Raw genomic sequence first — 14,574 nt, 5'->3', positions numbered from 1 at the left:
GGGCGGGATTTTTTTATGACATTGAATTTAAAATTGTTTGATACACAATAGGATCAATATAATATTAATCATAATAAGTAGAAGATACAGTAGTTTCAATAATTTGTGTTGATCAACGATTAAATAATTAAGAAATACAGAAAATCCCGAAATAAAATAAATAAAATTTTTCCCATCACGGCTATTAAGATTTGAACTGAATAATAAATTTAAATGATGGGATACGTTACCTGCCGAAGCCCCGTATGAAAAATTCAACATTAAAATTATAATAATTGTTACAGAATGAATCAGACGATATATTTTCATTTTTGAGACTGTGTTTTCATAATAAATTTCTCTGCTGATTATTTTTTCCTAAATTTAAGTAAAATTACGTCAAATGCAAATAGAAACAAGAGCCCTGACCCTTCAGGATTATGATGAATTGGTAATAACGATGAAACGCGCGTATCCGCAGATGTCCGAATCTATTTGGTCTAAAAAGAGCATCGAAAAGCTCACCAGAATATTCCCTAAAGGTCAGATCTGTATCACCGTAGATGGAAAACTGGCTGCTGTAGCACTCTCCATTATTGTGAATTATGACGAATTCGGAGATGACCATACCTATGTAGATATTACAGGAAATTATACCTTCAATACCCATCTCTCCACAGGAAATGTACTTTATGGAATCGAGGTCTTTGTAGACCCTGAGTTTCGTGAATTGCGTCTCGGAAGAAGATTGTATGATGCCAGAAAAGAATTATGTGAACTGCTTAACCTGAAGTCCATCATTCTGGGCGGAAGAATTCCGAACTATCATAAATACAGTGATGAGCTTTCTCCAAGAGAATACATCAGAAGAGTGAGAGACAAGGAAATTTACGATCCCGTATTGTCATTCCAGCTTTCCAATAACTTCCTGCCTATAAAGATCCTTAAAAAATATCTTCCTGAGGATGAATCATCACTGGAAAATGCCGTTTTGTTGCAGTGGAACAATATCTACTACAGCAAAAAGCCCAATACCATGCAGGACAGCATTATCCGTTTGGGATTGGTGCAATGGCAGATGAGGCATTTTAAAAATATCGATGCTTTTTACGAACAGGTAGAGTTTTTTGTTAATGTAATGGGGGATTACAAATCCGATTTTGTCCTTTTCCCAGAGCTTTTCAATACTCCGCTGCTGGCCCCCTTCAATAAGCTTTCAGAAAGAGACAGTATGATAGAATTGGCTAAACTGAGTGAAGAAATCAAAAATAAAATTTCTGAACTGGCCATCAGCTACAACGTCAATATTATCTCAGGAAGTATGCCTGTTTTTGATACAGATACTAATGATTTGTATAATGTGAGCTACCTCTTGCACCGTGACGGCCGCATTGATGAATACCGTAAAGTGCACATCACGCCAAACGAAAGAAAATATTACGGGATGAAAGGCGGAAACGAAATCAGGGTTTTTGATACCGACTGCGGAAAAATTGGTCTGGTGATCTGCTATGACGTAGAATTTCCGGAACTGCCAAGGATTCTGGCAGATCAGGGGATGAAAATCCTTTTTGTGCCTTACCTTACCGATACCCAAAATGCCTATATCAGAGTACGTCATTGCGCAGCAGCAAGAGCTATCGAAAATGAATGTTATGTTGCTATAGCAGGATGTGTCGGCAACCTTCCGGGAGTCAACAATATGGATATCCAGTTTGGGCAGGCTGCTGTATTTACCCCTTCGGATTTTGCTTTTCCTTCCAATGCTGTGAAAGGTGAAGCTACTCCCAATACAGAAATGACCCTTATTGTGGATGTAGACCTTAATCTTCTGAAAGATCTCCATCATAACGGCTCTGTTCAGGTAATGAACGACCGTAGAAAAGACCTCTATGAAACCTACCTGAAGTAAAAATGTTATCATTTTAAATAAAAAATATCCTGTCCGGGTGGCAGGATATTTTTTTAATGTGTACAACCTTCCGGTATAAAAATAAAAAAAGAGCAGATTAGGTTCTGCTCTATAATAGTGATTTTATATTTCCTATAGATATTGCGGGCATACCACAGCAGGGCAGATCAGCCTTGGACATCTGGGTCTTCCGTCATCCGGACAGCACTTGTTTGAACAGTTACCGATAACGATGGCGCTTCCTGAAATTCTTTTTAATTGTTCTCTTGAAAGTTTGTTGTTGCGTAAATTTTTCATTTTGTAATATTTATAGGTTAGTCTGTAATTTGATGTTTATAAAGATAAAAAAATACTTTAAACAAGATGATAAAGAGATTTTTTTTTATTTGTATTTATTTTGTTATCTGGGTATTAGAAAAAATAATGAATTAAAATTGTTATTTTTTTTTCATGATATTCTTGAAATTTACTATCTTCACTGATCAATTTAAATAAAATATAATGACAGGAACAGTAAAATGGTTTAACGAAACAAAAGGTTTTGGTTTTATTACACCAGACGGAGGCGGAAACGATATTTTTTGCCATCATTCAGCCATTCAGTCTTCAGGCCTTAGATCTTTAAAAGAAGGACAGGCAGTAGAATTTGATATTAAAGAAGGTAAAAAAGGACCTGAAGCAGACAATGTTAGAATAGTAGGATAATAACTTATTAAGATATTGTTGAAATAAAGCTGCCATATTATGGCGGCTTTTTTTATGGCTTATCTCAGGCTGCAGATTGTTCTGTTGATCGCATTAGCATTGATTCAAATTCAAATAAAAATAGCAAAAGGAACAATTTTTGGAGTAATTTGCATCAACTATCTACAAATATATGTTTGACAAACAGCAAAGAAAACTGAAAAGATCAGCCAGACTTATTTCCGTACTCAGCAAATACGGATTTAAAGATATGCTGGCAAGAATGAATACAGGAAATAAACAGGAACCGGTTTCTGCCGGTCCCGATGAAGTTGTTTCAAAAGGCACTGTCTATGAAAGAATCAGACTGGTGCTGGAAGAATTGGGACCTACGTTTGTAAAACTGGGTCAGACATTCAGTAACAGGGAAGATCTGCTTCCACCCGAGCTTATTCAGGAATTACAAAAGCTTCAGGATAAGGTAGACATGGTAGAGATGGATGTAGAAGAAATTCTGGAAAACGAATTTAATATATCCGTCAAAGATCATTTTCTTGAAATACAGAAAGAACCTCTGGCAACGGCATCTATTGCTCAGGTATATAAAGCTGTTTTGCTGGATGGAAGTCCTGTTATCCTCAAACTTAAAAAAGCTGAGGTACAGACCCTTATTGAAGACGATTTGCTTCTCATCAAGGACCTTGAAAAATTGGTCTCTGCTTATTCTGAGATAGGAGAAAAACTAAATCTTAAACAGGCGATCTCTACTTTTGAAAAATCTTTGCTGGAAGAGGTCTCTCTGATCAACGAGAAAGAAAATATCCTGCATTTTGCCAGAAATTTCAAAAATAACAAAGAAACCTATGTGCCGAAAATCTATGAAGAATTTTCGAATAACAATATTCTTTGCATGGAATTTATCGACGGGATAAAAGTAACTGATAAAGCTGCTCTTTTAGCTCATGATATCGATCCCGTAAAAGTTTCTGAAGTGGGTTTAAGACTATTCGTATCCCAGATCCTGGATTACGGTTTTTTTCATGCTGATCCGCATGCGGGAAATATTTTAGTAAAAAAGAATGGAAAAATTGTCTTTATCGATTTTGGTGCTGTAGGAAAGATACAGCCTAATGATAAAGAAATCCTTGAAAATCTGATCGTAAGTTTTGTAGCTAAAAATCCTCATAAAATAGTCCGGTATCTCAAAAAAATGGCAGTCAGTTATGAAATTCCTGATGAAAGAAGATTTGAGAGCGATGTAGAAGATATTCTGAATTTTGTTCACAGCTCATCATTGCAGGACATCAACGTTCAGGTGATCATTAATAAAATGAAGGATATTCTAAAAGATAACAGGCTTTATATGCCGGATTATTTCTACCTTCTTTTTAAAGGAATCAGCCTGATAGAAGGAGTGGGAAGAACCATTAATCCGGATCTGGATATTGTGAAAAGCCTCCATCCGTACACCAGAAAAATAGTAACAAAAAAAATAAGTCCAAAGAATCTTTTAAAGACGGGAATGGACAGGATGCTGAATTTTACAGATAATGTAGATGAAATTCCTAAAGAACTCCGGTCTGTTCTTCAGAAACTGGATGACAATAAATTCACCATATCCAGCGAGATTAAAAATATTGAGAAGACGAACCAGCTGATCAAGTCTAGTATCATCAATTTAATTTTGGCCATGATCCTTGGTGCTAATATTATTGCTACCGCTATCGTATTTACTTCAGAATCGGGACCCAAAGTAGGAGAGATGTCTTTGGTTGCTGTTTTGGGATTTGTATTTTCTGTTATATTGGTATTGGTCATTTTATTAAGAATAACCAGGAAGTAAGAAGAGTTTAGACAGGAGACAAGACATAAGATACATCATATTTCTGACTTCAATCACTCTCTTTAACTTTTCATCTTCACTAACACTAAAACATACAAATAAAATAGAGCTTTCAATCACGAAACCCGAATCCCGGAAAAAAACTATTCTATGAAAAAACTAATCTTAATTGCTGTGACTTTAACCGGTTCATTATGCATGGCTCAGGAAACTGCTGAAAACGGTATTTTGGGCGACTTTGATGGCAATGGAACGAAAGAATATGCCTATACTAAAGTAAGAGACTGTACTGATGAATGTGACGGAAAGTGTGAAACAACCATTTATTTTAGCGACAAAAAGATAAAACCTTTTATGGTTTCCCCGGCTTATGACGGTACTTTATATAATCTGGGAGATCTTAATGAAGATGGAAAAGATGAACTTGGGTTTTATCCCGGATGGTGTACCAGCTGCTGGCGCGGTTTCCTTGTGTATACCTTAACTAAAACAGGGTGGAAGACTTTAGTTCCTTCTATTTCTACCCATTGTTCACAGTGGGAAGATGAAAAATTTCCGATCAAAAAGGATCCAAAGAAGAAAGGATATGTCATCATTACCTCCAGCCAATGGGAAGATGATGATATTAGAATTAAAAGCACAAGTGTAAAGGTGAATTGAGTTTCGTGTTACGAGATGCAAGATAGGAGAGTTAGAGTGTTTTAGAGTTGGAGTGTTGCTGATTTATTGTGTTAGTTGCTGGATGGAATGTCTGAAATCTGAAATCTGATGTCTACCATCTTGGTTCTTGGCTCTTGATTCTTGATTCTCACAACTTAAAATTCACCACCGACATTAAGTTTAACCTATAAATTTAAATACCTATCTTTGCATCATGGAAAAACTCACTTTTGCGGATTTTGACCTGCCGGTTAAAATTCTTGATGTTTTAGCGGATCTGGAATTATTCGAACCTACCCCTATTCAGGAAAAGAGCTTGGGCCCTATACTTTCCGGGAGAGATGTAATGGGAATCGCGCAAACCGGAACCGGGAAAACATTAGCCTATCTTCTGCCCGTTCTTAAAACATGGAAATACAACAAAGCAGGGAATCCAACTGTTTTGATTCTTGTTCCTACAAGAGAATTGGTAGTACAGGTAGCCGAAATTGTTGAGAAACTGACAGAAAATATTACCGCCAGGGTAATTGGAATATATGGAGGGAAAAATATCAATACGCAGAAACTGTTATTTAATGCAGGATGTGATATTTTGGTAGGAACTCCGGGAAGAGTAATGGACCTTGCCATTGACAATGCCATTTCATTGAAAGAAGTTCAGAAGCTGATCATTGATGAGTTTGATGAAATGCTGAACTTAGGTTTCAGACCACAGCTTACCCATATTTTTGAAATGATGAAGCCTAAGAGACAGAATATTCTTTTCTCGGCCACGATGACGGAAGCGGTAGATGAAATGCTGGACCAGTATTTTGCCAATCCGATTGAGCTTTCATTGGCTAAATCAGGAACACCTCTTGAAAAAATTGAACAAACTGGTTATAAAGTTGAAAACTTCAATACAAAAATCAATCTTCTTGAGCATTTATTGAAGAATAATGAAGACATGTCTAAAGTTTTGATTTTTACCAATAATAAGAAAAACTCTGACCTTCTTTTTGCTAAAATTGATGAACTTTTCCCTGAAGAATTTGATGTCATTCACTCAAATAAATCTCAGAACTACAGGCTTAAAGCCATGAAGAGGTTTGAAAATGAAGAGATCAGAGGATTGATTACTACCGATGTAATGGCCAGAGGTCTTGATATCTCAAATATCACCCATGTTATCAATTTTGAAACGCCTGAAATCCCTGAACAGTATATTCACAGAATAGGAAGAACGGGTAGGGCAGACAAAGACGGTAAGGCAATTACTTTCGCCACTAAAAAAGAAGAAACTTCTATTCTGGATATTGAAGTATTAATGGATAAGGATCTTAAGTTCCATGATTTCCCGGCAGAAGTGAAAATAAATCCTAAGAAAATCGCTTCCGAAGAAGATGTGATCATTATGAAGAATCCTGCACAGGTAAAACTGTACGAAGGAGGAGGAGCATTTCACGAGAAAAAGGATAAGAACAAAAAAGAAAACTGGGGTGGTCCTTCAAAAAGAAAAGCACCTAAGAAATTTGGAGCCAACAGAGCCCAACAGAAATCGATATCAGTATCAAAATCTACTAAGAAAAAGAAATAAAAAAAGCTCCCAAAATTTCGGGAGCTTTTTTGTTACAGCTTTTTCAGAAAGCCTTTACTATTTCATATAAGGTTGCATCACTTTTGCCCATATCGTATATCCTTCCGGAGTCAGGTGGAGCATATCTTCCACGAAAAGATCTCTTCTTACATTTCCACTGGAATCTTCCATAGCTTTTGTAATATCAATAAATTCTGCATTCGGCTCTTTTTTCATGAAAGCAGCGATCTTTTTATTCGTCTCCTTCATCTGTGGCCACAGAACTTCGCGGCTGGGAGAATATTTTATTGAAATAAAATCCACTTCAATGGTAGGAAACTTTTCACGAATCTTTTTGTAGAACGTTTTAAACCTGTTGACCACTACTTTGGCTTTCAGGTCATGATTGTCTGCAAAATCGTTATCACTACAATAGATAATGATCTGCTTAGGCTGATAAGGGCTTAAAAGATCATCGGCAAAATCATTCAGATCCGTCATTCTTGAGCCGCCAAAACCTCTGTTGATAATCGTTTTGCCAGGAAAATAGCTGGCGACGTCTGTCCATTTCGTAAAAGAAGAACTTCCTATCAGAAGAATGGCGTCTTTTGGAGGTGGATTTTCCTGATCAATTTTTTTGAAATTCTGAATGTCTTGCCAGAACATTGGCTTTTTTTCCTGTGAAAAGGACAGGGCGAAATACAGCAATAGAAATGCTGAAAGAATCTTCTTCATTGTAATCAAATTTTAAATGTCTTATAAAAGTAATAAAAAACTCCCGATAAAATCGAGAGTCTGTGTTTATCTTTTGTAGGTAACGTAGATCAGATCGTCGGTACCGTCATTGTTGAGATCCGATGCTGCGAACAGCTGTGCCAGTTTCAGATCCTGACTTGTCAGCACTTCCACTCTGTATAGTCTTTCAGTGTCATTGTCATTTTTAATGCTTAGCAGTTTAGACTCTTCAGTGTAGGTATATTTACCTTCTGTTTTTCCGGCTAGCTGGCATTCAAGCCCTACTGCGGAATAAAAAGTATTACTGGTGTAATAATCAGTTCTGAAGTACAGGATATTTTTAGCTTCACATTCAGAAGGAGTTTCAGTCTTAAGTACTGTTTTATTGTCTTTTCCGGAAATAGTTTGTATTTTACTAATCTTCCAGTCTCCGCTCATCATTTCCAATTCATAAGCTTCTATGTTGTCATCTTTACAGGAAGTTAGTGCCATAGCTGAAAAGGCAAATAAAAGTAGCTGTTTTTTCATTTTCACAAATTTAAGAATATGCTAAAATATAAATAAATTTGAAATATTTACAATGAAATCCTGCTTTTTTAAACGAATGTTTATAAATAACAGGATTTTATATGATGAATTTTTGAAAGCGATGCATTTTTATGGGAGTAAATAGTCTGTTGCAGGCAATAAGAATCATATCAAAGTTGGCATACTGAGGTCAATGATCAATTTTGCTTTGCAAGTAAACAGTCAATTTTACATGGCAACAGATAAGAATAAAGAGCCTGGGTGAAAGATGTCAGACACTAACTCACTAACTTCAAACCAGCAATTGACAATCCGTCAATAGATTGACTCTTAAACGCTCTAACCCCGATCAAACAAACCTAATAACTCATTTCCACAATCTTATAAGCATCCTGAGGCGTCAGTTTTTTATACTCACCCAGGCCGGACCATTTTCTGTCTGTAAATGCTTTTTCTACTCTTTCAGCGGTACCTTTGTAATCTTCTGTATATTCGGAAAGTTTAGTTTTGATATCCAGGCTGTGGAAGAATTCTTCCATCTTTTTGATTCCTGCTTCAGCTTTTTCTTCCAAAGTTCCGTCTTTGATTCCCCATACTCTTTCAGCATACTGGGCCAGTTTTCCTTTTTTGGTTTCAAAGTTATAACGGTAGTGAGAAGGAGCGATAACTGCTAAGGTTCTTGCATGATCAATTCCGAAATAAGCAGTCAGCTCATGCCCCATAGCGTGTACTGCCCAGTCTGTGATCACTCCTTTCTGGATCAGTCCGTTCAGAGCCATTGTACAGCACCACATAAAGTTTCCGGCAGCGTCATAATTAAAATCATCAGCCAAAACTTTTGGAGCTGTTTCCTGAAGGCTGATCAGGATACTTTCCGCAATTCTTTCCTGAAGATCTGCAGAGGAAGGGGCCGTCATATATTGTTCCAGTACGTGTGTGTAAGCATCTGTAATTCCGTTGACGATCTGGTTTTTAGGAATTGTTCTGATGACTTCCGGATCTAAAACAGAAAACTGAGGGAAAAGGCCCGGTCCGCCCGAAGATAATTTTTCATTGGTTTCTCTTCTTGAAATCACATAGCCTGAATTCATCTCAGAACCAGTTGCCGGAAGCGTCAGAATAGTTCCGAAAGGCATTCCTTCCCCTTCAAATGTTCTCACTGAATTTCTAAGGATTTCCCACGGCTCCCCATCATAATTGGCGGCTGCAGAAAGAAATTTAGTCCCATCAATCACCGATCCTCCACCTACAGCCAGAAGATAATTGATGTTTTTTTCTTTAATAAAGCTTAAAGCATTGATCAGTACTTCATACTCAGGATTCGCAGGAACACCTCCGAATTCATGTATATCATGATCTTTCAGCGCCTCCTTTACCTGATCGTAAACACCATTGTTCTTGATGCTTCCGCCTCCGTAAATCATTAATATTTTGGCGTCTTTTGGAACTTCACGGGAGATCTTGGCGATTTCACCTTTTCCAAAAAGTATTTTTGTGGGATTTTTAAATTCGAAATTAAGCATTGTTCTAAATTTATTTAATTCAAATTTACGCAAAGCAATGCGAAAACTGAGTTAATGAAATTTTAAAATTACTATCACCCTATTTTATAATAACAATTTAAATTTAATTCAGGTTGGGAATAAGATGTTTGGAAAGCGATAGGGGTATGATTAAATTCAGAAGCAAGACATCAGACATCAGATTTCAGACTGAGGACTTTGAACCGTTGTGGAATTTGAATGGTGAATTTTGCTTTGCAAGTGAATGGTGAATTTATATGGTAAATATGAGATCACGGATAATATTTATCCAATGCTGAACGGGTAACCTTTAGACTCTTTTGGAATGTGAATGGTGAGTTTTGCTTTGCAAGGGAATGATGAATTTATATGGTAAATATGAGATCACGGATAATATTTATCCAATGCTGAACAGATAAACTTAATAACAATCATTTGTCAACCAATCACTTAGAATTTTCTAACTGCCCTGAGAAAGAAAAATTTTAGCGTCCCGGATAAACTTTTCTTTGTCTTTTTTTATGTTTTCCACCAATTTCTTCCTTTCATCCGGAATACCCAGATATTTTTCACCCCAGAGATTAATTTCAACAATGATGGGAATCAGGTCAATCCCTTTTTCCGTAAGGTGATACAGAATTTTTAACTTGCTATCCGGGTGATCTTTTTTATCAATAATATCTGATTCCAGTAAATGCAGCAGCCTGGAAGCGAGAATATTGGTCGCGATCTTTTCATCTGCTTTCAGAAAATCTCCATACGTGCATTCTTTCTTTAACATAAGGTCGCGGATAATCAGCAGAGACCATTTATCCCCCCAGATTTCCAGGGAAGAACTGATAGGGCAGTCCGATCTTTTTTTGCTCATAGCCATATATTTTAAATAACACTTGCGAAATGCAAGTATTTGTTTTAATTTTACTTTCGTTTTGCAAGTAAATTTAACTATAAAAAATGAATAAATCAAATGGAGAATTTTGATATTGCCGTTATCGGATCAGGACCCGGCGGTTATGTAGCCGCGATAAGAAGTGCACAACTTGGATATAAAACAGTGATCATAGAAAAATATGATACTCTGGGAGGCACCTGTACCAATGTAGGATGTATTCCTACCAAAGCTTTACTGGACAGCTCCCATCATTATGCTGAGGCATCTCATCAGTTTCGAGATCATGGGATAAAGCTGGAAACTCTGGCTGTAGATTTCCCGCAGATGTACAAAAGAAAATCTGAAGTCGTATCCAAAAATACATCCGGGCTTGATTATCTGATGAGTAAAAATAAGATTACCCGTTTAAAAGGTACAGCGAGTTTTATCAATAATTCTCTGATCAAAGTTACTGATGGAGATCAGATTATTGAAATTAATGCCGGAAATTATATAATAGCAACAGGTTCCAAACCTTCATCCATACCCGGAGTAGAGATTGATAAAAAAAGGATTATTACCTCTACAGAAGCGCTGTCTTTAAAAGAACGTCCAAAATCCATGGTCATCATAGGAGGTGGAGTGATTGGAGTAGAAATGGCATCCATATTCAGTCGCATTGGAACTCAGGTGACGATTCTGGAATATGCCGATCATCTGATTGCCGGAATGGATCATGAGTTAGGCAAAAGCCTTCAGAAAACCATGAAAAAGGAAGGTGTTGACATCCGTTTGGGCCAGACTGTGTATAAGACGGAAACTTCAGGTTCCTCTGCCAAAGTGTTTTTTAAGGATAAAAATAATGAAGACCATGAACTTGAAGCGGAATACGTTTTGGTTGCGGTTGGAAGAAGCCCTTATACAAGTGGATTAGGACTTGAAAATACAGGAATACAGATGGATGACCGTGGATTTATAAAGGTTGACGAAAAGAGAAAGACTTCCGTTTCCCATATCTACGCAATAGGTGATGTGGTTGGAGGGGCAATGCTTGCTCATAAAGCTGAAGAGGAGGGCGTTCTTGTTGCAGAAACAATCAATGGGCAAAAACGTCATATCCATTATGACCGTATTCCTTCGGTGGTATATACCTGGCCGGAAGTGGCTTCTGTAGGATTTTCTGAAGAATATTTAAAGAAAAACAATATAAGCTATCATGTTGGGAAATTCCCCTTTTCTGCCAGTGCAAGAGCAAGAGCGTCCATGGATACAGAAGGTTTTGCAAAAGTCCTTGTCGATCCCAAATACGGTGAAATACTCGGCGTGCACATCATTGGAGCCAGAGCCGCAGATTTGATTGCTCAGGCTGTCATAGCGCAGGAATATGAAGTTACGGCAGAAGATATGTTCCGGATATCCTATGCGCATCCTACGTATTCAGAAGCGTTGAAAGAAGCTTATTTAATAGCTTCCGGCCAGGGAGCCATCAATATTTAATGAAAGAAAGAGGTTGTTTCAAAAGGTTGCAGGGAAATTTTTAATCTTTTGAAACAGCATTTTTATTTGTCAATAACCTGAGCTGAAGTATTGCAGTTCTCACCTTTAAAATAAACCCCATTATTTTTTGACTCCAGCCTGCCTGTTTTTCTATTGATTTTGATGACGTAGGATTCTTTAATTTCAGGACAGCCTTTAGGTTTTGAGACATACAGGGATATATAGTTGTCTTCAATTTTATAGGAACCTCCTGCCTTATTGCTGGTATCTATGGAAAAACCATACGTTTGGGCCAGTAAAATAGCTTCCGGAAGATTATCTACCGTTCCGATAAAGTCGCGTAGTTGCTGTTCACTGGAAAAATAGACAGACCTTTCTTTTTTACAGGCAAGGATATAGGAAAAGCATCTGTTGCCCATACATTGCTGGAAAAAACCTCTCTCAGGAATCGGCTCATTGATGGTCATAAAGTCCGGCATCTGGCTTTCATAGATCACTGCTTTTTCAGGGTCAGTGTCATTGGTAAGCACCCTCCAATAACCATAATCTTTATCAGGAATAATAAACGGGTATAAATATTCTGTGGTATCCAGAATATCCGGAATCTTCCTGTAGTCATCCGGAACTGCAGTCTGTGCAAAGAACAGATGGGATAGAAGCAGCGAAGTGATGACCATGAGTTTCATAAAGTAAATACTTTACGGCAAATTTACGAAAATGAATGATGATTTATTTTTTATCCTTTAAATAATTAGCAGCATTGGTATTATCGGGATTGAGAAGCAATGATTTTTTATAATTCATAATGGCTTCTTGTTTACGTCCCAGTGCATCTAATATTTCACCATAACTGTCAAAAACATTGGAACTGTTGGGAAATAATTCCGTATTCAATTTAAAAACAGCTAATGCTTCATTTTTAAGATCACGTCCCATCATCTGATAGCCCCATGAATTGATCTCATCCTCAGACACCTTAAAGCTTTTGTTTTTCTTTTTGATTTTCTGATAAACCAAAGCTACATTTTGATAACCGTCTGCACGAGTTTGTAAGTACAGCATTTTCATGTTGGGACTGAGCCCAAAACCATTTTCAGCTTTCATATCAGGAATATAGTAGCCTGCAATTTCATCAATGAACCATTCAGGATTTGAGCCTTGCAGATTAGTTAAAACGACAATAGACAGGTGATCCTGAGGATATACAAATAGGGCAGAGCGCATACCGCCCACAGGAGCAACAGCAGGATGTTCAGTTCGTACAACAGTCGGCCATCCCAGAGCATAACCATTCGTGAGTTTATTGAAACCACCTATATCACCGTTATTGAGTTTTATGGTCGTGAAAAGTTCTCTGATGCTTTTTTGATCCTTAAGCAGTTTGCCTTCCTGTAAAGCTAGTATCCATTTGCTTAAGTCTTCTGCTGAAGACAGAATTCCTGTAGCTGTCCGGAAAAAGAGTGGGAAGTGGCATAAGCGTTGTGAAGTTTTCCATCGTTGATCCAGTGGCCGTCGTTATTGATAATGGTAGAGTAGGCCCCTGCACTGTTCTCAATGATATCGTTGGAATCTCCAAATTGAGTGACCAGCAGTTTGGAAGGTTTGAATTGATTGTCTTCAATAAATTTTGTGAAATGAACTCCACTTAACTGCGTAATTATTTTTCCTAAGATAAAGTATCCGGTTTGGTTATAACTGAATTTTTCACCGGGTGAAAACTCCATCGGGAGGGTCTTGACGATTTCCCAGTTTTTACTTTCAATGCCTTCACCCAATACCTGTTCTTTTTCATCAATATTATTGGGAAGTCCTGAGGTATTACTCAGTAGCTGTCTAATGGTTATTTTTTTCCAGTTTTCAGGAATGTCAGTGATGTATTTTGAAATAGGATCATTGGTTTTTAATTTTCCCTGCTCCTGAAGCTGCATCACAGCAACCCCAACAAAAGCTTTTGTCATTGAATTGATAGAAAATACCGTATTGTTTTTTGTCGCGATCCCATGTTCTATATTGGCAAGTCCGTAATGACTCAGGTGATCAATTTTTTCATTTCTGATGACAGCCAATTGAAGCCCCGGGATTTTCAGTTCCTTCATTTTATGGGTGATGAAGGCATCAATGCTGTCAGAACGCTTTTGTGCAGTATAGTTTTGTATCAATAAAACGATAATAACAAGAAATGATTTCAATGAGGTTTTCATAAGGCAGTTTATTCTAAGACAGTGTAAGATAGCTTTTTATTACATTGGACCTGTTCTTTTTCAATCTGACCTTCATCTGCTGCGGATTAAATTCATCATGAAGACTATTGAAGTACGATTTTATAATATCCTTTTTCATCCGTTACGTTGATCCCTACCCCTGTAAACGTTAATTTATTGATCTCAAAACCATCACAACCTCCTTTAAACTCTGACGACTGTATTGAAAAATTAAAAGACTTAATATTAGAAGAGAAAATATAATTTTTTGTTCCATTATAAGCACCTACATTTTCTAAAATGATCAGATCTTCGGAGGTTTTAGTTAATTGTACCCCAACCTGATGGTCATCTTTAATAGAATAAGCGGTAAGGGTTCCATTCGTGATCAGATTTTCATCATTGGAATTCACCAATTTAAATGCTATAGTCTGAGGAGCATTGTAGCAATCATCACCACAGCCTGTGAAAATAAAGGTTATTAAAAGGAATATAAATAGATGTTTCATTGGATGTTGATTAATTTCTATGAAAGTAAAATTAATCATTAAACTGATTTAATTCAAAATTGTTATAAAATTGAATA

At 37.0% G+C, this 14,574-nt stretch carries 15 protein-coding genes; 6 read left to right on the top strand and 9 right to left on the bottom strand.

Features of this window, described 5'->3' with window-relative positions; translation table 11 throughout:
- The first annotated feature begins 382 nt into the window (after positions 1 to 382).
- Entirely contained in the window at positions 383 to 1,891 is a 1,509-nt protein-coding gene (locus EG346_RS22185; protein WP_073336873.1) for a carbon-nitrogen hydrolase family protein, read from the top strand.
- A 132-nt stretch (positions 1,892 to 2,023) separates the two neighbouring features.
- Here EG346_RS22185 and EG346_RS24945 read toward each other — a convergent pair whose 3' ends face one another.
- On the bottom strand, positions 2,024 to 2,188 hold the full coding sequence (locus EG346_RS24945; RefSeq protein ID WP_164466269.1) for a hypothetical protein: 165 nt from the start codon (positions 2,186 to 2,188) through the stop codon (positions 2,024 to 2,026).
- A 201-nt stretch (positions 2,189 to 2,389) separates the two neighbouring features.
- On the opposite strand from EG346_RS24945, the gene EG346_RS22180 reads away from it, so the two are divergent.
- The 4 genes from EG346_RS22180 to EG346_RS22165 all read left to right on the top strand — a co-directional run bounded on the left by EG346_RS22180 (position 2,390) and on the right by EG346_RS22165 (position 6,654).
- Positions 2,390 to 2,596 carry a cold-shock protein gene (locus tag EG346_RS22180; RefSeq protein WP_073336871.1) on the top strand — a complete coding sequence of 69 codons (207 nt, stop codon included), beginning with the start codon at positions 2,390 to 2,392 and terminating at the stop codon, positions 2,594 to 2,596.
- A gap of 172 nt (positions 2,597 to 2,768) precedes the next feature.
- Entirely contained in the window at positions 2,769 to 4,418 is a 1,650-nt protein-coding gene (locus EG346_RS22175) for an ABC1 kinase family protein (protein ID WP_123881721.1), read from the top strand.
- Positions 4,419 to 4,568: 150 nt separating this feature from the next.
- Positions 4,569 to 5,078 (top strand): hypothetical protein, encoded by a 510-nt coding sequence (locus tag EG346_RS22170; protein ID WP_228426331.1) that lies wholly within the window; start codon positions 4,569 to 4,571, stop codon positions 5,076 to 5,078.
- A 214-nt stretch (positions 5,079 to 5,292) separates the two neighbouring features.
- Complete coding sequence (locus EG346_RS22165) at positions 5,293 to 6,654, top strand: DEAD/DEAH box helicase (protein WP_073336865.1); 1,362 nt, start codon at positions 5,293 to 5,295, stop codon at positions 6,652 to 6,654.
- Between the two features lie 57 nt (positions 6,655 to 6,711).
- Here EG346_RS22165 and EG346_RS22160 read toward each other — a convergent pair whose 3' ends face one another.
- From EG346_RS22160 to EG346_RS22145, 4 genes are all read right to left on the bottom strand, one after another.
- Entirely contained in the window at positions 6,712 to 7,368 is a 657-nt protein-coding gene (locus EG346_RS22160) for a GDSL-type esterase/lipase family protein (RefSeq protein ID WP_123881718.1), read from the bottom strand.
- Positions 7,369 to 7,434: 66 nt separating this feature from the next.
- Positions 7,435 to 7,896, bottom strand: a complete 462-nt coding sequence (locus EG346_RS22155; protein ID WP_123881715.1) for a lipocalin-like domain-containing protein — start codon at positions 7,894 to 7,896, stop codon at positions 7,435 to 7,437.
- A 359-nt stretch (positions 7,897 to 8,255) separates the two neighbouring features.
- Positions 8,256 to 9,419, bottom strand: a complete 1,164-nt coding sequence (locus tag EG346_RS22150) for an iron-containing alcohol dehydrogenase (protein WP_073336860.1) — start codon at positions 9,417 to 9,419, stop codon at positions 8,256 to 8,258.
- A gap of 460 nt (positions 9,420 to 9,879) precedes the next feature.
- Positions 9,880 to 10,287, bottom strand: a complete 408-nt coding sequence (locus EG346_RS22145) for a winged helix-turn-helix transcriptional regulator (RefSeq protein ID WP_317048614.1) — start codon at positions 10,285 to 10,287, stop codon at positions 9,880 to 9,882.
- Between the two features lie 99 nt (positions 10,288 to 10,386).
- On the opposite strand from EG346_RS22145, the gene lpdA reads away from it, so the two are divergent.
- The gene (gene lpdA, locus EG346_RS22140) at positions 10,387 to 11,787 is read left to right on the top strand and encodes a dihydrolipoyl dehydrogenase (RefSeq protein WP_123881709.1); all 1,401 of its coding nucleotides are present in this window, start codon (positions 10,387 to 10,389) and stop codon (positions 11,785 to 11,787) included.
- A gap of 62 nt (positions 11,788 to 11,849) precedes the next feature.
- On the opposite strand, the gene EG346_RS22135 is transcribed toward lpdA, so the two are convergent.
- From EG346_RS22135 to EG346_RS22120, 4 genes are all read right to left on the bottom strand, one after another.
- Complete coding sequence (locus EG346_RS22135; RefSeq protein ID WP_123881706.1) at positions 11,850 to 12,473, bottom strand: hypothetical protein; 624 nt, start codon at positions 12,471 to 12,473, stop codon at positions 11,850 to 11,852.
- Positions 12,474 to 12,516: 43 nt separating this feature from the next.
- Positions 12,517 to 13,191, bottom strand: coding sequence for a hypothetical protein (locus EG346_RS25410; protein ID WP_262511664.1), 675 nt, complete (start codon positions 13,189 to 13,191; stop codon positions 12,517 to 12,519).
- Positions 13,192 to 13,199: 8 nt separating this feature from the next.
- A complete protein-coding gene (locus EG346_RS25405; RefSeq protein ID WP_123881700.1) occupies positions 13,200 to 13,988 on the bottom strand; it encodes a serine hydrolase domain-containing protein in 789 nt (262 codons plus the stop codon).
- A 104-nt stretch (positions 13,989 to 14,092) separates the two neighbouring features.
- Entirely contained in the window at positions 14,093 to 14,497 is a 405-nt protein-coding gene (locus EG346_RS22120) for a hypothetical protein (protein WP_123881697.1), read from the bottom strand.
- Positions 14,498 to 14,574 lie beyond the last annotated feature (77 nt).

The sequence above is a fragment of the Chryseobacterium carnipullorum genome, from assembly GCF_003815695.1.
Taxonomy (GTDB): Bacteria; Bacteroidota; Bacteroidia; order Flavobacteriales; family Weeksellaceae; genus Chryseobacterium; species Chryseobacterium carnipullorum.
The sequence above is the reverse complement of the archived record's forward strand: the minus strand, read 5'-3'. Positions and strand labels throughout refer to the sequence as shown.